Here is a 22,504-nt window from a genome sequence, read left to right on the forward strand (position 1 = left end):
CAGAGGCGCCCCTGGCCGGGGCGCCTCAGGAGCGGGGCCATGAGAGTATTAATTAAGGGCGGCACGCTGGTGGACGATGCGGGTGAGTATCGCCAGGACCTGCTGATTGAAAATGGAAAAATCGCCCGCACTGCCCCCGATATCAAAGCGGAAAAAAACGACACGCTGATTGATGCCCGTGGGCTGTTAGTCATGCCTGGCGGCGTGGATGCGCATACGCATTTTAATATCGATGTTGGAATCGCCCGCAGTTGTGACGATTTTTACAGCGGCACCCGCGCGGCCGCCTGCGGCGGCACGACGACTATCATCGATCATATGGGCTTTGGCCCGGCAGGCTGCAATCTGCACCACCAACTGAGCGCCTATCACGGTTACGCCCGCGGGCAGGCAGTGATTGACTATAGTTTTCACGGCGTGGTGCAGCATATTGATGACGCCATTATCGACGAGCTGGCGTCAATGGTGCATGAAGAAGGCATCAGTAGTTTTAAGTTTTACCTCACCTATCAGTATTACCTCAACGACGGCGATTCACTGCGCCTGCTACGCCGCCTGAAGGAGGTTGGCGCGCTGGCGACAGTGCATCCGGAAAACAATGCGGTAGTAAACTTTAATCGCCGCCGTTTTATTGAAGAAGGCAAGCTTACGCCTGTCTGGCATGCCCGAAGCCGGCCGCTGGCCTGCGAAGCGGAGGCAATCGGCCGGGCTGTGAATCTGGCGCACCTCGCCGACGACGCGCCGCTGTATATTGTACACTTATCCAACGGGCTTGGGCTGGATTACCTGCGCCTGGCGCGCGCGCGCCGCCAGCCGGTATGGGTAGAAACCTGCCCACAATATCTGTTACTGGATATCAACCGTTACCTGGAACCGGACGGACTGAAGTACATTCTCAGCCCGCCGCTGCGTCCCCATGCCGAGCTGGACAAACTCTGGCAGGGTATTGCCGACGGCAGTATCGATACGGTCGCAACCGACCACTGTACCTTCCGCGCCAGCCTGCGTCGTGAACTGGCGGCAGACAATTTTACCCGCTGCCCCAACGGCCTGCCGGGCGTGGAAAACCGCATGGCGCTGCTGTTCTCGGAAGGGGTATCCACCGGGCGCATCAGCCCGTCGCGCTTTGTGGCGCTCACCAGCAGCAATCCGGCCAAACTGTTTGGCCTGTGGCCGCAGAAAGGCAGCCTGCTAAAAGGCAGCGATGCCGATCTGGTGCTGTTCGACGCCGGGCGCAAAAAAACCATCTATCACGCTGATCTGCACGATAATGTCGATTATTCGCCTTACGAAGGATTTACCTGCCACGGTTGGCCGGTAATGACCCTGTCGCGCGGCGAAATCGTCTGCCAACACGAACGCTTTACGGGCCACGCAGGCCACGGGCGATTCCTGCATCGTCAGCCGTTTACTTGCTCACAGGGAGAAGGATTACGATGAAAAAAAGAATTGTGCTGGCGCTGGGCGGCAACGCGCTGGGTAAAGATTTGTCCGAGCAGATGCAGGCGGTACAAGGCACCGCATCCGCGCTGGCCGGGTTAATTGAAGAGGGGCACGAACTGGTCATCACCCACGGTAATGGCCCGCAGGTGGGTATGATTCACCAGGCTTTCGAAGCCGCTCACGACACCCAGGCGCATTCGCCTGTGCTGCCAATGTCGGTATGCGTAGCCTTAAGCCAGGGTTATATCGGTTACGATCTGCAAAATGCGCTGCGCGAAGAATTGTGCCGTCGGGGCATTCATAAGAATGTGGTATCGCTGATTACTCAGGTGCGGGTGGACGAGCGCGACCCGGCCTTTAACAACCCGGATAAACCCATCGGCTCTTTCCTGTCGCCAGACACCGCTCATGAAATGGCGAAACAGGGCATAACCGTACGCGAAGAGTCGGGTCGCGGCTGGCGGCGCGTGGTAGCCTCGCCCATGCCGCAGGAGATAGTGGAAACCGACGCCATTAAAGCGCTGCTGGCCGCAGGACAGATTCCCATTGCCGTAGGCGGCGGCGGAATTCCGGTTGTGGCGCACGGCAATCACCTGCGCGGCGCCAGCGCAGTCATCGACAAAGATCGCGCAAGCGCGGTACTGGCGAACGATCTGAATGCCGATATGCTGATAATCCTGACCGCCGTAGAAAAAGTGGCGATCCACTTTAATACGCCGCAACAGGCGTGGCTGAGCAACCTGACAACGGCGCAGGCGCGCGACTATATGCGCGCCGGTGAGTTCGCACCAGGCTCCATGTTGCCGAAAGTCGAAGCGGCGGTCGCTTTTGCCGAATCTCGCCCCGGACGCCAGGCGCTCATTACCCTGCTTGAGAAAGCCAGCGACGGCATTGCCGGGCGCACGGGTACGGTAATCAGTATGGGATAACCCCAAGCCGCAGGCCCTCAAGGGCGATTGTCACCTTCCAGGACAAACGGATTCGGCCCGAAAAGCCTGCAAATTAAACCATGAAAATCAGCGCGCTGTTTTTCAATGGTTAACCACAAAGAAGGAAAAACCTCGTTTTTTCCTTTTTTGTCAACAAGCTGAAAAAGGGCGAAATCCCGTTTTCGCCCTTTTTTACAACCAGAGAAAGCACGCTTCCCTTTTTTCTTCTTTATAAAACAGCGCACTTAACCCGTTGTCGCCACTTCCAGCACGGGCGTCGTCCCAGTTTGCGGCTGGGCGGCGCGCGCCGCTTTACCTGTGCCTCGGTGTTCACGCACAATTTCCGCCAGTACGCTGACTGCGATCTCCGCCGGCGTTTCAGCGCCAATATCCAGCCCCAGCGGGGCATGCAGGCGTGCGACGGTCTCTTCATCCATCCCCAGCTCTTTACGCAACATATTGCGCAGGTGGTGCGCCTTACGGCGGCTCGCCAGCAGACCAAGGTAGCGATAAGGCTGGTTTATCACCTGCTCCAGCGCCTCCCGATCCTCATGGTTGGTGGCGATAACGACGTAACTTTGCGTATCCAGCCCAAGCTGAGGCGTAATCTGCATATAATTATCCCCCCCGACCCGCCGACATGCGGGCGGCAACTGCGGGTGAGTGAGATTATCCGGCCAGGTGTCCGCCACCGTCACGCGATAGTTGAGCGCAAGCGCCAGACGGGCAATTTCACGATTCACGTGACCTGCGCCAAGCAGGAACAATTCCGGCTGACGGGGATAAACGGCAATATGCACGCTTACCGCTCCGCCGCAGTCCGACCCTACCGCGTTTTCACCGTGGCGCGCCAGCCTGCCGTGAAAAATACAGGAAGCGCCCTCCTCCAGCGCCTCGCGCGCGCGCGCTATAGCCAGCCGCTCCAGCATCCCGCCGCCAATAGTGCCTTCCACCTCGCCGGTTTCGCTCAGCAACATACAGGCGCAATGTCGTGGCGAGGAGCCACGACATTCAATAATCTGCAACAGGGCGAAACTCCGGTTTTCCGCTTCAAGGCGGGACAGCGTCGCAAAGATATTCATGGTACAGAGTCCTTTTCCTGAAAGTATGCGGGATAACAAGCAAGTCTTGTGCCGTCTCGTTTTGCGCCGTTTTACTGACCCGTATGCCTCATCCATTCTCATTGTGATAATGCGTGATAACGCCTGTGCGAAACGCAGCGGCGACAAAAGGCGTTTACCGCTCAGGAGTGAGAAATTCATCACGATATGGGGTGAGGATATGCTGGCTGGCGCGGATGTTGCTTTGTACCCCCTCAGCGGCCAGCCGGCACCTGCCGGGGGCCACCGATAACACAAGAAAAAATGCAAGGAGCAAAGAATGTCCGACATCATGCGTCCTGTCCCTTTTAGTGAGCTGCTAACAAGAATCTGCGCCGAATATGAGGAAAATCGCTCTATCTTCGGCATCCCGGAAAGCGAGTTTTACCAGCGCGATCCGGCCCGCCAGCTACGGCTGTTTGGCGAAACCTGCGACACGCCGGTCGGCCCGGCTGCCGGCCCCCACACGCAGCTTGCGCCCAATATTATTGTGGCGTGGCTCACCGGCGGCAGCTTTATCGAGCTGAAAACGGTGCAAATCCTTGACCGGCTGGAACTGGAAAAGCCCTGTATCGATCCCAGCGACGAGGCCTACAACACCGAATGGTCAACCGAACTCACGCTGGAAAAAGCGTGGGATGAATACCTTAAGGCATGGATGGCGCTGTGGCTGCTGGAAACGCTGCTGTCCCCGCGCTCTTCGGCACACGGGCGCTCGTTTATTTTCAATATGAGCGTCGGTTATGACCTCAAAGGCATCACCGAGCCACGAATGCAGACGTTTATCGATGAGACGATGGACGCGAGCAAAAACGCCAAATTTAACCGCTACCGTCAGGAGCTGGCGCAGTTTATCGCCCGCGGCGGCTGGTCGTTGCTGGCAAAAGGCGACGCCCGGGCGCTGAGCGAGCTGCCGGAGAGCATTTCGCCGCGCATGGTGCGCAGCGTAACGCTCTCTACTATGCACGGCTGTCCCCCGGACGAGATTGAATCCATCTGCCGCTATATGCTGACGGAAAAAGGGCTACACACCTATGTGAAGCTCAATCCAACGCTGCTTGGCTACGCGCGGGTACGGGAAATTCTCGATAACAACGGGTTTGATTATATCCAGCTCAGTGAAGAGTCGTTCGGCCACGACCTGCAGCTTGCGCAGGCGCTGGATATGCTGGAGCGCCTGATGACGCTTGGCGTAGAAAAAGGGCTGGCGTTTGGCGTGAAGCTCACTAACACCCTCGGCGCGCGCAATCACAAAGGGCGTTTACCCGGCGATGAGATGTACATGTCCGGGCGCGCGTTATTCCCACTTTCCATTAATGTCGCCGCGCTGCTGTCGCGCCATTTCGATGGCCGGCTGCCTATTTCCTATTCCGGCGGCGCCAGCCAGTACAATATTGCCGCGATCTTCGCAACCGGTATTAAACCGATCACGATGGCAACCGATCTGCTCAAGCCTGGCGGTTATCTGCGCATGGCAAAAAGCACCCGTATGCTGGAGGAGGTAGCAGACTGGGGCCGTCGCCATATTGACGTCGCTGCGCTGGACCAACTTGCAAAGCGGGCGCTGAACGCCGACTGGGCGCAGAAAGAGTGGAAAAGTAAGGATGAAATCGATACCGGCGAAGCGCTGCCGCTAACCGACTGCTACGTGGCGCCGTGCGTTACCGCCTGCGCCATTAAACAGGATATTCCCGAATACCTGCGTCTGGCGGGCGCCGGGCGCTACGCCGACGCGCTAAGCCTGATTTACGAACGCAACGCCCTGCCCTCCATTACCGGCCATATTTGCGACCACCAGTGCCAGTACAACTGTACCCGTCTGGACTACGACAGCGCGCTGAATATTCGGGCGATTAAAAAGATTGCCCGCGAAAAGGGCTGGGAAGAGTATCGCCGCCGCTGGCATCGTCCGGCAGGCTCAGGCGACCGCCACCCGGTCGCAGTAATTGGCGCAGGCCCGGCCGGGCTGGCCGCCGGTTACTTCCTGGCGCGTGCCGGACATCCGGTGACGCTGTTTGAACGGGAAGCTAACGCAGGCGGCGTAGTGCGCAATATCGTGCCGCGTTTTCGTATCCCGGCCGAACTGGTGCAGCAGGACATTGATTTTATTGCCGAGCACGGCGTGAAGTTTGTTTATAACTGCGATCCGGACCTGACCATAGACAGCCTGAAACAGCAGGGCTTTCACTATATCTGTATCGGCACGGGCGCAACAAAAAATAACGCGCTGCGTCTGGCGGGCGATAACGCCAACGTCTGGCGTTCATTTGAGTTCCTGCGCGCCTTTAACAGCAAAGCGCCGCCCGCCCTGCGCGGCGAAGTGGCGATTGTGGGCGCGGGCAACACCGCGATGGATTGCGCGCGCGCCGCGCTGCGCCTGCCGGAGGTCACCGGCGCCACCATCGTTTACCGCCGCGACCGCGACGCCATGCCCGCCTGGCCGGAGGAGATTGCCGAGGCCGAGCACGACGGCGTGCGCTTTATGACGCTGGTTAACCCGGAGCAGTATGATGCTGACGGTCAGTTGCACCTGCGGGTGATGCAGCTCGGCGAACCTGACGAAGGCGGCCGCCGCCGTCCCGTCGCTACACAGGAAATACGCAAAACCCACTTTGACGCGCTTATTACCGCAACCGGCGAAAACCCGGATGAACAGGCGCTGCGCCGCATCGGCTTGCCGGTTGGCGACAGCGGCGTGCCGACAGTGGATGCCAGAACGCTGGAAACCGAGCGCCCTAACGTCTTTCTGATTGGCGATGTACAAAGCGGCCCGGCCTCTATTGTGGGAGCTATCGGCGGCGCGCGTAAAGCCTGTGACGCCATACTTAAGCGTGAAAATAAACCCGCGCCTGCGCCATCCCGCGCACTGAATACCGATCCGCAAGAGGTTTATACCCGCAAAGGTATTATCGCCGTTCAGCAGGTTAACAGCGATGCGCCAGACGCTTTTGCGCGCCAGGAGGCCGAACGCTGCCTCTCCTGTAACTATATTTGCAGCAAGTGCGTGGATGTCTGCCCCAACCGCGCCAATGTCGCCCTTGCCGTACCGGGCTTTCGCAGCCGCCACCAGATCCTGCATCTGGACGCGCTGTGCAACGAGTGCGGCAACTGCGCTCAGTTCTGCCCGTGGCAGGGAAAACCCTATCACGACAAGGTAACCGTATTCAGCCTGGAGCAGGACTTCGAACGTAGCAACAACCCCGGCTTTCTGCTGAACGGTAAACAGATCCGTATCCGCCAGGACGGGCGCACCTGGCAACTGGCGCTTAACGGCGACGGCCAGATTGTAGACCTGCCGCAGGAGCTCACGGAAATGAACCAGATAATCAATTACACCCGGCAGCACCACGCTTACCTGCTGGGCGCCGTGGAGGAGTGAACATGCTGTTACTGAAAAACTGTACCGCCGTAGAGTTCGATCCGCCAAAAGTGACGTCTGGCGTTGATATCCTGATTGATGGTAACAAAATTGCAGAAGTGGGGCGCGATCTGGTTGGGAAGCATCCTTCCGCACAGGTGAAAAATATGGGCGGCAAACTGGTTATGCCCGGCATGGTTTGCGCGCATAACCACTTCTATTCAGGCCTGTCGCGCGGTGTGCTGGCGCCTATCGCGCCGTGCCCGGATTTCATCTCAACGCTGAAAAACCTCTGGTGGCGACTCGATCGCGCGCTGGATGAAGAGTCGCTCTACTACAGCGGGCTTATCTGTTCTCTGGAGGCGGTGCGCAACGGCTGTACTGCCGTTATCGACCACCACGCCTCGCCCGCGTTCATTAAAAACTCGCTAACGCTGCTACGTGAAGGGTTTATTACCGCAGGCCTGCGCGGTATGACCTGTTTTGAAACCACCGATCGCAACGATGGCGTGAAAGAGCTGGAAGCCGGCGTGGAAGAGAATATAAACTTCGCCAGGCTTATCGATAAGGAAAAAGAGGCTTCACCGGAAAGCTGGCTGGTGGAAGCGCACATCGGCGCACATGCGCCCTTCACCGTACCCGATGTTGGCCTGGAGCTGTTGCGTGACGCCGTACACAGCACCGGGCGCGGCCTGCATATACACGTGGCGGAAGACCGTTACGATGTCTCGCACAGCCGCGATAAGTACGGCATGGAACCGCTGGCGCGTCTTGACAAGTACAACCTGCTCAATGATAAGGCGTTGATTGCCCACGGGCTTTGGCTCTCAGCGCAGGATGTGGCGCTGTTAAACGAACGCAACGGTTTCCTGGTGCACAACGCCCGCTCTAACATGAATAACGCGGTGGGTTATAACCCTCACCTGCCCGAGCTTAAACACGTCGCTCTCGGTACTGACGGCATCGGCTCTGATATGTTCGAAGAGTTTAAATTCGCCTACTTTAAACACCGTGACGCAGGCGGCCCGCTCTGGCCGGGAGATTTTCTGAAGATGCTGGCCCAGGGCAACGCTCTGCTGGAACGTAACTTCCACGGCCTGCGCTTTGGCAAGCTGGAGCAGGGTTATACCGCTGATATTACCATCTGCGATTACGCCGCGCCCACGCCGCTGTGCGCGGAGAATCTTGGCGGCCATATCGCCTTTGGCATGAGCAGCGCTTCGGTGCATAGCGTCATCGTTGCCGGGCGGATGATTTATGAAAACCGAGAATTTGCCTTCGATACCTCGCGCTTTTACGCCGAAGCCAGTAAAGCCGCCGAAAGAATGTGGCGCAAAATGGCCGAGCTATAAGTAACGCATTGTAACTTCTTTTCTGTTTTCTTATCTGTACTTGCCGGCACTTGCGCCGGCTTTTTTATTGCCCCTTCTCAGCCTGCAAAACAGCCGTGTCATCCCGCAACTTTTTTCTCATTCTGATAACCCGGGATGATAAACCCCGGCTCCCTTTGAGGTTGCCCAATTGCCCGACCCGCATTTCATTTTCATTTGCGTGATGTTTTTCACATTTTACAGCTACTACCCGCGCCTTTTAGCCAATCTGGCACTGCTTGAGCATTAACACCCGGGCGTCACAGGATGATTGCAACGCATCAAGGGAGGCATAACGCCTTCGAATCGTAGCCCGCAGGCGTCGTAACCCTAAGAAGCCATACGGGCCGTACAGGAGAGAAACGTGAAATGAAAGAGTCTGTTCTGAATCGACCAAAAGACCTGAGCTCGACCTGCCCTGTTGATGAAATCCTGCCTGCGGGGCAAATGATCCTTTATGGGTTGCAACATGTATTGGTGATGTATGCCGGAGCCGTGGCCGTGCCGCTGGTCATCGGTACGGCGGTCGGGCTGCCGGTAGAGCAGGTTATCCTGCTCATCAGTACCGATCTGTTTATCTGCGGCGCCGCCACGATCGTTCAGGCGCTCGGTATCGGCAAGTGGATCGGCTGTCGTCTGCCGGTGATTCAGGGATGTACTTTCGCCGCGCTGGTGCCGATGGTGCTAATTGGTAAAGAGTACGGTCTCGGCGGGATCTCGGGCGCCGTGATTATCGCCGGACTGTTCACGCTACTGTGCGCGCCGTGGATCAGCCGTGCGGTGCATCTGTTTCCCAGGGTCGTCATGGGCGGCATCGTGACGCTCATTGGATTGTCAATCATGCCCGTGGCTGGAGGATGGATCGGCGGCGGCAGTACTGATATGGAAGGCTTTGGCAATATCACCGCGCTACTAATGGCTTTTTTAACGCTGGTGATAATCCTGAATATCTACACCTTTGCCGCCGGCCTGATAAAAAACATCGCAGTGTTAATTGGGCTCATTGTCGGCACCATTATCTGGGGCTTTTTTAATCCGCTTGATTTTCATCTGGTAAATGAAACGCCGTGGATTAACTTCCCGCAACCGCTGCGCTTTGCCCGGCCAGAGTTCCATCTGCTGCCTATTATTATGCTATCGATGGTAATGATTGTGGTTATGGTGGAGACGATGTCGTCGATGATGGCAACCAGCGATATCGTCGGCAAAAAGGCCGATCAGCAAATGTTGCGCGGCGGGCTAACCGCCTGCGGCCTTGCCACCACGATAGGTGGTCTGTTCAATCTCTTCCCCTACTCCGCCTTCGCCCAGAATGTGGGCCTGATTGGCCTGACCGGCGTGCGCAGCCGCTTTGTAGTGGCGGTATCCGGCTGCATCCTGATGCTAATGGGCATGTTTGCTAAAATGGCCGCGCTGGTGGTGATGATCCCTAAACCCATTCTCGGCGGCGCGGGCGTGGTTATGTTCGGCATGGTGGCAGTATCAGGTATTCGCACGCTCGGCAGCGTAAACTACCGTAACAACAACAACGGAATGGTGGTGGCGCTAACGCTCGGTATCGGGCTGATGCCAGTGCTGGTGCCGGATCTGTTCAGTAAAATGCCGGAGTTAGCGCGCATGTTCCTGCACAGCGGCATTACCATCGGCACGGTAACGGCAATTGTCGCTAATCTGACGTTAAACGGCATTGAACGCCCGGCTAAAAACGCCGTCAGTGAAACCGTCGCGCCCGATCCGCGTCCTTCGCCCACCGCAGCCCGGCTTATGGCGGTAAGAACGGTGCGAATGTGGCTGCTGTTGCGCAAAGTGGAACGCGAAGAAGCACAGCGGGGAGGACACTGATGAAAGCCTGGATGCTGCGCCTCGGCGCCGGGTTGGCGCTGGCAGGTATTATCGCATTGCCTGCTATCGCCGATGCCGTCGCGCTGGGTATTGAAAGCCGGTTTAGCTGGCAGGCCTATTTTTTATAAGCCCGTTACGATAATAGCGCAATGAACAGCCGCGTTTTGTATGCCTGACCGGCACCGTTTACCAGTATGAAGTACGTTGAGTCGTTTCGGGCGCAATTGTGTCTCTGCCCCGGTTTTCAGGCCGCCGGCAACAGCGGCCTGCTTGTTTTATTCAACCAGCCAAGCCCGCAGCGCCGCACGCTGTTTATCGTCCACGCCCAGCGCCACACGCAGGTATGCATCGGCGCCGCCGTAAAGGGAATCCATCGCCGCGAAGGCGGTACATAAGTATTTTTCCTGCACCTCCAGCAGCACCAGAATCTCGGCTGCGGTCTTATCCGGCGCCTGCGCCTGAAACTGCGCCAGCAAGCGCTGGTTTTCGTGGACGCGATAGCGATTACTGAGAAGATAATCTTCCATAATCAGCCCGCGTTCCGCGCCCAGCGCTAACAACACCAGCGCCGTCGCAAAGCCGGTTCTGTCTTTACCTGCCGTACAGTGAAAATACACAGCCTCATGCTGCGGCATCGCCAACAGTTCATCAAACCAGCGCCGCCAAACCGCATTGCAGGAAGGCTGTGCGACAAAGGCATGGTAGATATCGTTTAACATTTGTGCCGGGGAGTGTTGCCCCATGCGCGCGACCATCTCCTGCACACTGGCGTTATGCTCTTTCAGGACGGCTTTCAACACATCAAGCTGGCGCATTTGCGCGCCTTCCGGGCGACGGTCAGGATGTGCGTTGCATTCGCTATCCGTACGCAGGTCTATTACTTTTCTGACCGGATACTGCGCCAGTTGGCACTGCCCTTGCGGCGTCAGCGCGCTGAGATCCGCGCCGCGTATGAGCCTGCCGGGAATGATATGCCCACCCTGTACCCGATAGCCGCCTAAATCGCGGGCGTTGCATACGCCTGCGATACTGAGCGGATTCGGCGTTAAAAACGTCCCCATGTTTGCTCCTTGCGCTGTGCGCCAGCCTGAATATTTATCTTTTCCCCAACATAATGCCTGAGGCAGGCCTTGATTGCATGGCATAAAAACTGCATAAATTTAACCATAACAGCAACAAGCACGGAGCAATGCACCATGAAAAAGGTCATCACCGTCTGTCCCTACTGCGCCTCTGGCTGCAAGCTAAACCTACTGGTCGAAGATAACCGCGTTGTAGGCGCGCAGGCCGCACAGGGTAAAAATAATCAAGGTACCCTGTGTTTAAAAGGCCATTACGGCTGGGATTTTCTCAATGATACGCAAATCCTGACGCCGCGCCTGAAAAGCCCCATGATTCGCCGCAGCCGCGGCGGCAAACTGGAATCCGTAAGCTGGGACGAAGCGCTCGATTATGTCGCGCAAAAGCTGACGGCAATAAAAACGCAGTACGGCCCGGATGCCATCATGACGACCGGCTCATCGCGCGGCCCGGGCAACGAAACCAACTACCTGATGCAGAAATTCGCCCGCGCCGTTGTGGGCACCAATAACGTCGACTGCTGCGCTCGCGTCTGACACGGCCCCTCGGTTGCAGGTCTGCACCAGTCGGTCGGCAATGGCGCAATGAGTAATTCGGTCGTCGAAATTGAGGACACCGATTTACTGCTGATTTTTGGCTATAACCCGGCGGATTCACACCCGATTGTCGCCAATCGCGTTATCCGCGCAAAACAAAAAGGGGCAACGATTATTGTCTGCGACCCGCGACGCATTGAAACCGCGCGTATCGCCGATATACATATCCAGCTTAATAACGGTTCTAATATCGCGCTGCTGAACGCCTTCGCCCACGTGATTATTCACGAAGGACTCGCCAACCGCGCCTTTATCGCCGGGCGTACCGAAGGTTTCGACGAATACTGCAAAATTGTCGAAGGCTACACGCCTCAGTCCGTTGAAGCGATTACCGGCGTGGCGGCAGCGGATATCCGCAGGGCTGCGCGCTTATACGCAACGGCAAAAACCGCGACTATTCTGTGGGGTATGGGCGTAACCCAGTTCTATCAGGGTGTGGAAACCGTGCGGGCGCTGACCAGCCTGGCGCTACTGACCGGACACATCGGAAAACCGAACACGGGCGTTAACCCGGTACGCGGTCAGAATAATGTGCAGGGCGCGTGTGATATGGGCGCGCTGCCGGATACCTACCCGGGCTATCAATCTGTGACGGTAGCGGCGCATCGCGAGAAGTTCGCAAAAGCCTGGGGCGTGGCGCAATTACCGGAAAAACCGGGCTATCGTATCAGCGAGCTGCCGCACCGCGTGGCCCACGGAGAAGTACGGGCGGCTTACATTATGGGGGAAGATCCCATGCAGACGGACGCAGAGCTGTCATCCGTTCGCGAAGCGATGGACGGCCTTGAGCTGCTGGTGGTGCAGGATATCTTTATGACTAAAACCGCAGCCGTAGCGGATGTCGTGCTGCCTTCCACCAGTTGGGGCGAACATGAAGGGGTGTACACCGCCGCCGATCGCGGGTTCCAGCGTTTCTACAAGGCCATCGAGCCGCAATGGGAGCTAAAAACTGACTGGCAGATAATCAGTGAAATCGCCACGCGTATGGGTTATCCGATGAACTATGCCTGCACGCAGGAGATCTGGGATGAAATGCGGCGCCTCTGCCCGAATTTCTTCGGCGCCACTTACGAAAAGATTGGCGAAATGGGCTATATCCAGTGGCCGTGCCGCGATGAATCGCCAGCGGACCAGGGCACACAGTGGCTTTATGCCGAGCGGTTCGATCGCGCCAACGGCCTGGGGCAGTTTTTCACCTGCGACTGGGTGGCGCCGCAGGATAAGCTCAGCGAGGAGTACCCGATGGTGCTCTCCACCGTGCGCGAAGTAGGCCACTACTCCTGCCGCTCGATGACCGGCAACTGCGCGGCGCTGGCGGCGCTTGCCGACGAACCCGGCTATGCGCAAATTAACACTGAGGACGCCGCACGCCTTGGCATCGAAGATGAAGCGCTGGTGTGGATAACCTCACGCAAGGGTCGGGTAATTACGCGCGCGCAGGTCAGCGATCGCCCGAATAAAGGCGCGGTGTACATGACTTATCAGTGGTGGATTGGGGCCTGTAATGAGCTGGTTAATGAAAACCTCAGCCCGATTACTAAAACGCCGGAGTACAAGTACAGCGCCGTGCGCGTGGAACCTATTGCCGACCAACAGGCGGCAGAGCAGTATGTTATTCACACCTACGAGCAACTTAAAGAGCGCCTGCGCGCCAGCGCGGCGGGATAAAAATAAAAAACCCCTCGGCCTTACGGCTGAGGGGCAATAAATTCCGACGTTAAATCTACTCAGTCCTGCGCGGTTTTATCGAATTTGCCGAGCATTTCCCGCTCGTATTCACGCGCTTTTTTGGTGTCAAACTGCCTTTCCCACTTGGCGATAACCAGTACAGCCAGCGCATTCCCCACCACATTGAGCGCGGTACGCGCCATATCGAGAATACGGTCAACGCCTGCAATAAACGCCAGGCCTTCCAGTGGAATGCCGACGCTGCCAAGCGTCGCCAGCAGCACAACAAACGATACGCCGGGTACGCCCGCGATGCCCTTGGAGGTCACCATCAGCGTCAGTACCAGTATAATTTCCTGACCAAGCGACAGTTCAATGCCGTAAAGCTGGGCGATAAAAATAGCCGCGATGCTTTGATACAAAGTAGAACCATCAAGGTTGAACGAGTAGCCGGTCGGAACCACGAAACTGGTAATAGACGACGGCGCGCCGTAGGCTTCCATTTTCTCAATAATACGCGGCAGGACGCTCTCTGAGCTGGCGGTGGAATAGGCCAGGATCAGTTCATCTTTCAGAATACGGATTAACGTCCAGATGCTCAGTTTACACGCGCGCGCCACGACACCCAGCACCACCAGCGCAAAGAACAGCACGGCCACATATACCAGGATAACCAGTTTGGCGAGCGGCCACAGCGAAGCGAAACCAAAGTTCGCAACGGTCACGGAAATCAGCGCGAACACCCCAATCGGCGCATAACGCATCACCATGTGCGTCACTTTAAACATGGTTTCCGAAATGCTGCGAAACACGGTAACCAGCGGCTCGCGGTGCGTGGACGGCAGCGACGAAAGCCCCAGCCCAAACAGCACCGAGAAGAAGATAATCGGCAGCATATCGCCTTTCGCCATTGAGGCGAAAACGTTTGTCGGCACCAGCGACAAAATCGTCCCCATCAGGCCGTGGGCGTGGCTCGCCACTTCTTCAGTAGTGTGCTGGTATTTAGAAATATCCACCTGCGCAAGCTGCGACATATCAATACCGCTGCCTGGCTGAAAGACATTCGCAAGCGTAATGCCAAGAATAATGGCGACAGTCGTGATAACTTCAAAATAGATAATGGTCTTAGCGCCAATACGGCCCAACTGTTTGGCATCGCCCACGCCAGCGATCCCCACCACCAGCGTTGAAATGACAATGGGCACCACAATCATTTTAATGAGGTGAATAAAAATATCACCAGCCGGCGACAGCAGGTTTTCTACCAGCCAACTGCGGGTATCCGGCTGATAATGGAGATAGCTTCCAAGAAGGATGCCTAACACAAGCGCCAGCAAAATTTGCCATGCAAGGCTAATCTTTTGTTTCTTCATACTATTTCTGTATCCTGAATTCAGGCGACACTCTCAACCCTGTCTACGAGAATGCCGCGAACTGGAAGGGTAAAGCAAACGTCGGGTGATGTTATGGATTATTTTTACGCCCTGATCAGTATCATTTGCACCGCACCGAGCGCAACCCTTGAAAATTGAAGTCATTCACAGAATTAATTCTGTTATCGATATTTTTTGCAGTTCCCTCCACGTAACCCACTGTTAAAAAATGAATTTATACTTCATGTTTTTAAATAATTACGCCTCAAAACTTTTTCTCTCCGACGAATCGTTTGCTTATTTTTTATACAAACTTTAATGCGTGATCTATCGCGCAAATAGTAAACAAAATGCTCGCCATGCGTTTGGTTAACCTTTATTTGACATAATATTAACATTCCACAGGAGAAAAAAAGCCATGAGCCAAATACATAAACATCCCATTCCTGCCAATATTGCAGAACATTGTCTGATTACCCCTGAGCAATACAGTGCGAAGTATCAACAGTCCATCAGCGACCCGGATACATTCTGGGGCGAAGAGGGGAAAATTCTCGACTGGATCAGGCCGTATACGACGGTAAAAAACACCTCATTCGCACCAGGCAACGTTTCCATCAAATGGTATGAAGACGGTACGCTAAATCTTGCCGCCAACTGTCTTGACCGCCACCTGAGCGCGCGCGGCGACCAGGCTGCGATCATTTGGGAAGGCGACGACGCCAGCCAGAGCAAAACCATCACCTACCGCCAGCTACATCAGGACGTCTGCCGCTTTGCCAACGTGCTGCTGGATTTGGGTATCCGCAAAGGCGATGTGGTCGCAATTTACATGCCTATGGTGCCGGAAGCGGCGGTAGCGATGCTGGCCTGCGCACGTATTGGCGCTATCCATTCTGTTATTTTTGGCGGCTTTTCACCAGAAGCGGTAGCAGGCCGCATCATAGATTCCAGCGCTCGCCTGGTAATTACCGCCGACGAAGGCGTGCGCGCCGGGCGCAGCATTCCTCTTAAGAAAAACGTTGATGACGCGCTAAAAAACCCGAATATCACTACGGTTAACCATGTCATCACGCTCAAACGCACCGCAGGCCAGATTGACTGGCAGGAAGGACGCGATCTGTGGTGGCACGACCTGACGGAAAATGCCGATAGCGCACATCAGCCAGTGGAAATGAACGCCGAAGATCCGTTGTTTATTCTCTACACCTCCGGCTCCACCGGCAAACCCAAAGGCGTGTTGCATACGACCGGCGGTTATCTGGTCTATGCGGCCACAACGTTTAAATATGTGTTCGACTACCATCCGGGCGATATCTACTGGTGCACTGCCGATGTAGGCTGGGTGACCGGCCACAGCTACCTGCTTTACGGGCCGCTGGCCTGCGGCGCCACAACGCTCATGTTCGAAGGCGTACCGAACTGGCCGCAGCCAAACCGTATGGCGCAGGTCGTGGATAAACACAAGGTCAATATTCTCTACACCGCCCCTACCGCCATTCGCGCGCTCATGGCCGAAGGCGACAAAGCCATTGAAGGCACCAGTCGCGCATCGCTGCGTATCCTCGGCTCCGTCGGCGAACCCATCAATCCCGAAGCCTGGGAATGGTTCTGGAAAAAAATTGGCAACGAGAAGTGTCCGGTCATGGATACCTGGTGGCAGACCGAAACCGGCGGCTTCATGATTACGCCAATGCCGGGCGCCACCGAACTGAAAGCGGGGTCCGCCACGCGGCCATTCTTCGGCGTGCAGCCCGCTCTGGTGGATAATGAAGGCCGCCCGCAGGAAGGCGCAGCCGAAGGCAACCTGGTTATCATTGACGCCTGGCCCGGCCAGGCGCGCACGCTGTTTGGCGACCATGAACGCTTTGAGCAGACCTACTTTTCTACCTTCAAAAACTGTTACTTTAGCGGCGACGGCGCGCGCCGTGATGAAGAGGGTTACTACTGGATAACCGGGCGCGTGGACGATGTGCTTAACGTTTCCGGCCACCGCCTCGGCACCGCTGAAATAGAATCCGCGCTGGTGTCGCACCCAAAAATCGCAGAGGCGGCGGTAGTGGGGATCCCACACAACATTAAAGGGCAGGCGATTTACGCCTACGTAACGCTCAACCACGGCGAAGAGCCCACGCCGAATCTGTATGCCGAAGTCCGCAACTGGGTGCGTAAAGAGATTGGCCCGCTGGCGACGCCGGATGTGCTGCACTGGACTGATTCGCTGCCGAAAACCCGCTCAGGTAAGATAATGCGCCGCATTTTGCGCAAAATCGCCGCCGGCGATACCAGCAACCTGGGCGATACCTCTACCCTCGCCGATCCCGGCGTGGTGGAAAAACTGCTCGAAGAAAAACAGGGCATTACCCTACCGTCCTGATTCGTGCAGCCGCAACGGCAGGTGAAAGCCCGCCGCCCGTTCGTCGCAAGGAAGAATCTGTATGGCGCGTCAACGCGCCAGTCAATAAACCGGCTCGCCCCGGCAAAAGGGGCGACGAGCGCACAGTGGCCATCCCTCCCGTACGCTCAACACAATAATGACCTCTGGAGACTCTGTGATGAATGACCTCACTTGTCAGCGAATAGCAGGAAGTGCGCATTTCACCGAGCTGGTGGAAAAACGTCAGCGTTTCGCCGCGGTATTATCTCTGATTATGCTGGTAATTTACGTTGGCTTTATTTTACTTATCGCCTTTGCGCCTGCCTGGCTTGGCGCGCCGCTTCATGCCCACACCAGCGTCACGCGCGGCATCCCTATCGGCATAGGCGTTATCGTTATCTCTTTCCTGCTAACCGGGCTTTACGTCTGGCGCGCCAACGGCCAGTTCGATCGCCTGACGAAAGTTGTGCTTGAGGAGGTAAAAACGCCATGAAACGCCTCCTTGTATTTATACTGCTGACCGCGCCCGGCACGCTAATGGCGGCCGATGCCATTACCGGCTCGGTGCAGCGCCAGCCGACCAACTGGCAGGCCATTATTATGTTTGTGGTGTTTGTGGCAATGACGCTTGGCATTACATGGTGGGCCTCGCAGCGCACCCGCTCACGCAGCGATTACTACACCGCAGGCGGCAATATTACCGGTCTGCAAAACGGGTTAGCGATTGCCGGTGATTTTATGTCAGCGGCCTCCTTTCTGGGTATCTCAGCGCTGGTCTATACCTCCGGCTACGACGGCCTTATCTATTCGCTTGGTTTCCTGGTCGGCTGGCCGATTATTCTGTTTCTGATTGCCGAACGGCTGCGCAATCTTGGGCGTTACACTTTTGCCGATGTCGCCTCGTACCGCCTGAAGCAAGGGCCGATTCGCGTGCTTTCCGCCTGCGGCTCGCTGGTTGTGGTCGCGCTCTACCTCATCGCCCAGATGGTGGGCGCAGGCAAACTGATTCAGCTACTTTTTGGTCTGAATTACCACATTGCCGTGGTGCTGGTCGGCGTGCTGATGGTGATGTATGTACTTTTTGGCGGCATGCTCGCTACCACCTGGGTGCAAATTATCAAAGCGGTGCTGCTGCTTTTCGGCGCCAGCTTTATGGCTTTCATGGTAATGCGCCACGTTGGTTTTAGTTTTAATAATCTGTTCTCCGAGGCAATGGCCGCACACCCGAACGGCGAGGCGATTATGCGCCCCGGCGGGCTGGTGAAAGATCCTATTTCCGCGCTGTCGCTAGGCCTGGGGCTAATGTTCGGCACCGCAGGCCTGCCGCATATCCTGATGCGTTTTTTCACCGTGAGCGACGCCCGCGAGGCGCGCAAAAGTGTGTTCTATGCCACCGGTTTTATGGGTTATTTCTATATTCTGACCTTTATCATCGGTTTTGGCGCCATTATGCTGGTAGGCGCAAATCCAGCGTTTAAGGATGCGGCGGGCGCGCTAATCGGCGGTAATAACATGGCCGCCGTACATTTGGCTAACGCCGTAGGCGGCAATATGTTCCTGGGCTTTATTTCTGCGGTGGCCTTCGCCACGATCCTGGCCGTGGTCGCCGGTCTGACGCTGGCGGGCGCCTCGGCGGTATCGCACGATCTCTACGCGAATGTCTTTCGCAAGGGCGCTACCGATCGCCAGGAACTGCGGGTGTCGAAGCTAACCGTACTGGTGCTGGGCGTGGTAGCAATTGTGCTGGGGATTGCGTTTGAGAACCAGAATATCGCCTTTATGGTCGGGCTGGCGTTCTCAATTGCCGCAAGCTGTAATTTCCCGATTATTCTGCTGTCGATGTACTGGTCGAAGCTAACCACCCGCGGCGCAATGATTGGCGGCTGGCTGGGGCTGTTGACGGCGGTAGTGTTGATGATCCTCGGCCCAACGATTTGGGTGCAAATCCTCGGCCACGCTACGCCAATATTCCCTTATGAATATCCGGCGCTGTTTTCAATTCTGGTCGCCTTTGTCGGCATCTGGCTATTTTCGACGACCGACAACAGCGCAGAAGGCGCGCGCGAACGCGATCTGTTCCGCGCCCAGTTTATCCGCTCGCAAACGGGTTTAGGTATAGAGCAGGGAAACGCGCACTAGCGCGCCGTTGAATTGACTTCCTGTGTAAGCCTGCCGCGCTGAATCAGCGCGGTAGTGTTTTTATCTGTATTAGCGCCGTAGGCGGGCCGGAGCGGTTACGCCTTTTGGCTTGCTTGCCGTCGTTTTTGCACCAAACAGCCGGTATCCGATACGTATTTTTCAGCAAATAGCGCGCCCGGATACCGCGATAAAATAAAAATGCATTAAAATCAATGCAACAACAGAAATCAGGAATGGCTATGGATATCCGCACGTTGCGCTATTTTGTCGAAGTCGTGCACCAGCAGAGCTTTACCCGCGCGGCGGAGAAAATGTTTGTTACCCAGCCCACGATTAGCAAGATGCTGCGCAATCTGGAAGATGAGCTGGGCAGTACGCTTCTGATTCGTGAAGGGCGCAGGCTGCTGTTGACCGATACAGGCCGCGCGGTTTACGAACACGGGATAACCATTCTCGACGAGTTCAGGCAGTTAAAAGCCGAGCTTATTGATATTAACCATCTCAATAAGGGCATCCTGCGGCTCGGTATTCCGCCTATGGTGGGTATGATGGTGGCCAGGCCCATTAGCGCCTATCATCAACAGTATCCCGGCGTGGAGCTGAAAATCGCCGAATCTGGCGGCCTGGCGGCACAGCAGGCGGTGATGAACGGCGAGCTGGATCTGGCGATGACCGCGCTGCCAGTGGAAGATGAGCCAAGGCTTGCCACACAGCAACTGTTCAGCCACCCGCTATGCGTACTGACGCCGCGCAGCGAACCGTGGCTTAGCCGCCAGCGCATAGACCCTGTCGAACTGGGCGAATACCCGCTGGTTATTCACAACGAAGACTTTGCGCTCAACCGCCAGCTAATGCACCTGTTTGAGGCCTGTAATGTCACTCCACGCATTGCGGTGCGCAGCGGCCAGTGGGATTTTCTGGCGGCAATGGTGCAGACCGGCGTCGGCATCGCGGTTCTGCCAGAACCTGTCTGCCAGCGGCTGGATGAAAAAACGCTAATGTGGCTGCCGCTAAACAGCCCGCTACAGTGGCAGATGGGGATGATATGGCGTGAGGAAAATTATCTCTCTAACAGCGCCCGCGCGTGGATTGAATGCTGCAAGCAGTACTGGGGCGCATAAACTACCGGTAAGCGCCAAAAAGCGTAAAACGGCACGGCGTATCCGCTATCTGTATTTACCTATACCATTCAGCCGCAATGCCGGTCAGTTAAGCCTGTTTGTGAATAATGACGCCTGTTAATGCAAAAATACCATGATATATCGGGGGCCTCGTTCCTTTTATTTGCTCAGCCTCATTGCCTGCTTTTAACGTGTACAGGCTTACGGCGCGATGGGGGATGTCCGCTAACGCAGGCGGAGACAAGGGCAGAGGCGAAACGGGACAGGAAGCGGGCCGGACGCAGGCGAATGGCCGGGAGGTGAGCGCAGCGCGACGCAATAACGACTTTGCGCTACTGCGCCCAGCTAACCTTAAGCGGCCGGCATTACGGTCTTCAGCCGGCCATTTTACTCAAAGCATAGCGCTTATTCTTTTTCGATCAGTAATGCTTCCATCAAATCGAGATCGTAGAGCATTTTAGTCAACGTCTCATTACTGATTTTCTGCGTCGCGCGCAGATGATAAAGCTCCGCGCGTTCAGAGCGTAGCGCCGTCAGACGGAAGCGGCGTTCCAGGCTCTCTTCCTGCTCCGTGTTTTCCACATCGTTACGCCCGTCTGCCCGGCGACGCAGATTACCGATAACACGCGAACTCACTTCTTTAAGCAGCTCGTTATCAATATTTTCTTCTGTATCGCTCGCCAGCCTTTCTTCCATTTTTTGGATAGCGACAATCGCCACTTCAGCCATGACCGACTTCGCCATACGCTCTTCTCTATGCGATTGCGTTTTATCCGCCACGTCAAGATGGCGCAGCAGAATCGGCAGCATGATAACGCCGACAAACAATGAGAACAAAATGACGCCTGCCGCAAGGAATACCAGTTCGTAACGCGCCGGGAAGACCTCGCCGCTCGGCAACAGCAGAGGAATGGAGAGCACGCCGGCAAGCGTAATCGCGCCACGCACGCCAGCAAAAGTGGCGATAAGCACTTCACGCATGCTCCAGGCGCCAAATTCCATTGGCTTCTTCTTCAAAAGGCGCTTGCTGAAACTCTTCATGCCCCATAACCAAAGGAAGCGCACCAGCATCAGCGCAAAATAAATCAGCACGATATCTAAAAACAGCATCCAGGTTTCAACATTCGGATCTGCCTCGGCGGCCACCAGCGAGGTTTCCAGGATGCCCGGCAGTTGCAGACCCAGCATCAGGAACACCATGCCGTTAAAAACAAACTCCAGCATCGCCCACACGCTATTGGCTCGCAGGCGCATTGCCAGCGGCGCGGTACGCATCACGCCGGAACGCGTAATCGTCATCCCCGCCGCCACCGCAGCCAGGATACCGGATACGCCGATATGTTCCGCAATCAGGTATGACGCAAACGGCAGCAGAAACAGCAGCACAATCTGGGTTGCAGGCTCATCGCCGCTCCAGCGGCTCATCAACCTTAGCGACCGGCCATAAAGCCAGCTCACGGCAAAGCCTGCCAGCAGCCCGCCGATAGCCACTTTCATGAACTCCACCGAAGCGCCGCCGACGGTAAAAATCATCGTCCCCATCGCCACGGCTACGGCAAATTTCAACGATACCAGACCGGAGGCGTCGTTCATCAGCGCTTCGCCCTGAAGAATGCCCATGATTCTTTTCGGTATACGGCCTTCACCGACAATACCGGAGAGCGCCACCGCATCAGTCGGCGACAGCACTGCGGCCAGCGCAAAGGCTGGAATGAGCGGAATGCCGGGCACCATCCAGTAAATCAAAAAGCCAATGCCCACAACGGTAATAATCACCAGCGCCAGCGCCAGGCCAATAATCTCGCGCCCGTGTTGAATAAACTCATGCGTCGGCGTCTTCCAGCCATCGGCAAAAAGCAGCGGCGGGATAAATAACACCAGAAACAGTTCCGGATCAAAATCTACATGTAAACCAAACGTCGGCCACGCCAACAGCGCCCCGATAGCGATTTGCATTAGCGGTAGCGGGATCTGGAAGGGCAGAATTCGGGTAATAACCCCTGAAAGAGAGACCATTAAGGTCAAAATCAAAATGGTAAAAAAGATTTCCATGCTGTCCTTGTCACGTTTTTCTACTAAACAATGAAGACCACGCCACTATAGAACAA

Annotated in this window: 15 protein-coding genes; 11 read left to right on the forward strand and 4 right to left on the reverse strand. The window is 56.1% G+C overall.

The genetic code is table 11. The features are described 5' to 3' along the window. The first annotated feature begins 39 nt into the window (after positions 1-39). Together hydA and arcC are read left to right on the forward strand one after the other, a co-directional pair. Complete coding sequence (gene hydA / locus JJB97_RS05670; RefSeq protein WP_238713060.1) at positions 40-1,440, forward strand: dihydropyrimidinase; 1,401 nt, start codon at positions 40-42, stop codon at positions 1,438-1,440. Beyond that, on the forward strand, positions 1,437-2,372 hold the full coding sequence (arcC, locus tag JJB97_RS05675; RefSeq protein ID WP_238713061.1) for a carbamate kinase: 936 nt from the start codon (positions 1,437-1,439) through the stop codon (positions 2,370-2,372). Before hydA ends, arcC begins: the two co-directional genes overlap by 4 nt. Positions 2,373-2,617: 245 nt before the next feature. Here arcC and JJB97_RS05680 read toward each other — a convergent pair whose 3' ends face one another. After that, the gene (locus JJB97_RS05680) at positions 2,618-3,454 is read right to left on the reverse strand and encodes an XdhC family protein (RefSeq protein ID WP_238713062.1); all 837 of its coding nucleotides are present in this window, start codon (positions 3,452-3,454) and stop codon (positions 2,618-2,620) included. Between the two features lie 298 nt (positions 3,455-3,752). Here JJB97_RS05680 and ygfK point away from each other — a divergent pair, with 298 nt between their 5' ends. The 4 genes from ygfK to JJB97_RS18530 all read left to right on the forward strand — a co-directional run bounded on the left by ygfK (position 3,753) and on the right by JJB97_RS18530 (position 10,170). After that, positions 3,753-6,851, forward strand: a complete 3,099-nt coding sequence (gene ygfK, locus JJB97_RS05685) for a putative selenate reductase subunit YgfK (protein WP_238713063.1) — start codon at positions 3,753-3,755, stop codon at positions 6,849-6,851. A gap of 2 nt (positions 6,852-6,853) precedes the next feature. Beyond that, positions 6,854-8,182, forward strand: a complete 1,329-nt coding sequence (gene ssnA / locus JJB97_RS05690; protein WP_238713064.1) for a putative aminohydrolase SsnA — start codon at positions 6,854-6,856, stop codon at positions 8,180-8,182. Positions 8,183-8,569: 387 nt separating this feature from the next. After that, positions 8,570-10,042, forward strand: coding sequence for a nucleobase:cation symporter-2 family protein (locus tag JJB97_RS05695; protein WP_238713065.1), 1,473 nt, complete (start codon positions 8,570-8,572; stop codon positions 10,040-10,042). Then, complete coding sequence (locus JJB97_RS18530; RefSeq protein ID WP_263457875.1) at positions 10,042-10,170, forward strand: hypothetical protein; 129 nt, start codon at positions 10,042-10,044, stop codon at positions 10,168-10,170. Before JJB97_RS05695 ends, JJB97_RS18530 begins: the two co-directional genes overlap by 1 nt. Positions 10,171-10,317: 147 nt before the next feature. Here JJB97_RS18530 and JJB97_RS05700 read toward each other — a convergent pair whose 3' ends face one another. Continuing rightward, positions 10,318-11,103, reverse strand: a complete 786-nt coding sequence (locus JJB97_RS05700) for a tyrosine-protein phosphatase (protein WP_238713066.1) — start codon at positions 11,101-11,103, stop codon at positions 10,318-10,320. Positions 11,104-11,238: 135 nt separating this feature from the next. On the opposite strand from JJB97_RS05700, the gene fdhF reads away from it, so the two are divergent. Then, positions 11,239-13,386 (forward strand): formate dehydrogenase subunit alpha, encoded by a 2,148-nt coding sequence (gene fdhF, locus JJB97_RS05705; protein WP_238713067.1) that lies wholly within the window; start codon positions 11,239-11,241, stop codon positions 13,384-13,386. Positions 13,387-13,445: 59 nt separating this feature from the next. Here fdhF and gltP read toward each other — a convergent pair whose 3' ends face one another. Next, a complete protein-coding gene (gene gltP, locus JJB97_RS05710) occupies positions 13,446-14,759 on the reverse strand; it encodes a glutamate/aspartate:proton symporter GltP (protein ID WP_238713068.1) in 1,314 nt (437 codons plus the stop codon). A 418-nt stretch (positions 14,760-15,177) separates the two neighbouring features. On the opposite strand from gltP, the gene acs reads away from it, so the two are divergent. The 4 genes from acs to JJB97_RS05730 all read left to right on the forward strand — a co-directional run bounded on the left by acs (position 15,178) and on the right by JJB97_RS05730 (position 20,396). Then, positions 15,178-17,136 (forward strand): acetate--CoA ligase, encoded by a 1,959-nt coding sequence (gene acs, locus JJB97_RS05715; protein ID WP_238713069.1) that lies wholly within the window; start codon positions 15,178-15,180, stop codon positions 17,134-17,136. Between the two features lie 178 nt (positions 17,137-17,314). Further along, the gene (locus JJB97_RS05720) at positions 17,315-17,629 is read left to right on the forward strand and encodes a DUF485 domain-containing protein (protein ID WP_238713070.1); all 315 of its coding nucleotides are present in this window, start codon (positions 17,315-17,317) and stop codon (positions 17,627-17,629) included. Then, positions 17,626-19,275: a cation/acetate symporter ActP gene (gene actP / locus JJB97_RS05725; protein WP_238713071.1), complete on the forward strand. Its 1,650-nt coding sequence runs from the start codon at positions 17,626-17,628 to the stop codon at positions 19,273-19,275. The genes JJB97_RS05720 and actP overlap by 4 nt, the downstream gene beginning before the upstream one ends. Before the next feature lie 239 nt (positions 19,276-19,514). Then, positions 19,515-20,396: a LysR family transcriptional regulator gene (locus JJB97_RS05730; protein ID WP_238713072.1), complete on the forward strand. Its 882-nt coding sequence runs from the start codon at positions 19,515-19,517 to the stop codon at positions 20,394-20,396. Positions 20,397-20,801: 405 nt separating this feature from the next. Here the strand turns inward: JJB97_RS05730 and JJB97_RS05735 are convergent, their stop codons facing one another. After that, positions 20,802-22,448 carry a Na+/H+ antiporter gene (locus tag JJB97_RS05735; protein WP_238713073.1) on the reverse strand — a complete coding sequence of 549 codons (1,647 nt, stop codon included), beginning with the start codon at positions 22,446-22,448 and terminating at the stop codon, positions 20,802-20,804. Positions 22,449-22,504: the final 56 nt, after the last annotated feature.

The sequence above is a fragment of the Tenebrionibacter intestinalis genome, from assembly GCF_016632365.1.
Classification (GTDB): domain Bacteria; phylum Pseudomonadota; class Gammaproteobacteria; order Enterobacterales; family Enterobacteriaceae; genus Tenebrionibacter; species Tenebrionibacter intestinalis.

Coding starts and splice junctions, on each gene's coding strand:
- hydA (WP_238713060.1), top strand. CDS start 40: ATGAGAGTATTAATTAAGGGCGGCACGCTGGTGGACGATGCGGGTGAG.
- arcC (WP_238713061.1), top strand. CDS start 1,437: ATGAAAAAAAGAATTGTGCTGGCGCTGGGCGGCAACGCGCTGGGTAAA.
- JJB97_RS05680 (WP_238713062.1), bottom strand. CDS start 3,454: ATGAATATCTTTGCGACGCTGTCCCGCCTTGAAGCGGAAAACCGGAGT.
- ygfK (WP_238713063.1), top strand. CDS start 3,753: ATGTCCGACATCATGCGTCCTGTCCCTTTTAGTGAGCTGCTAACAAGA.
- ssnA (WP_238713064.1), top strand. CDS start 6,854: ATGCTGTTACTGAAAAACTGTACCGCCGTAGAGTTCGATCCGCCAAAA.
- JJB97_RS05695 (WP_238713065.1), top strand. CDS start 8,570: ATGAAAGAGTCTGTTCTGAATCGACCAAAAGACCTGAGCTCGACCTGC.
- JJB97_RS18530 (WP_263457875.1), top strand. CDS start 10,042: ATGAAAGCCTGGATGCTGCGCCTCGGCGCCGGGTTGGCGCTGGCAGGT.
- JJB97_RS05700 (WP_238713066.1), bottom strand. CDS start 11,103: ATGGGGACGTTTTTAACGCCGAATCCGCTCAGTATCGCAGGCGTATGC.
- gltP (WP_238713068.1), bottom strand. CDS start 14,759: ATGAAGAAACAAAAGATTAGCCTTGCATGGCAAATTTTGCTGGCGCTT.
- acs (WP_238713069.1), top strand. CDS start 15,178: ATGAGCCAAATACATAAACATCCCATTCCTGCCAATATTGCAGAACAT.
- JJB97_RS05720 (WP_238713070.1), top strand. CDS start 17,315: ATGAATGACCTCACTTGTCAGCGAATAGCAGGAAGTGCGCATTTCACC.
- actP (WP_238713071.1), top strand. CDS start 17,626: ATGAAACGCCTCCTTGTATTTATACTGCTGACCGCGCCCGGCACGCTA.
- JJB97_RS05730 (WP_238713072.1), top strand. CDS start 19,515: ATGGATATCCGCACGTTGCGCTATTTTGTCGAAGTCGTGCACCAGCAG.
- JJB97_RS05735 (WP_238713073.1), bottom strand. CDS start 22,448: ATGGAAATCTTTTTTACCATTTTGATTTTGACCTTAATGGTCTCTCTT.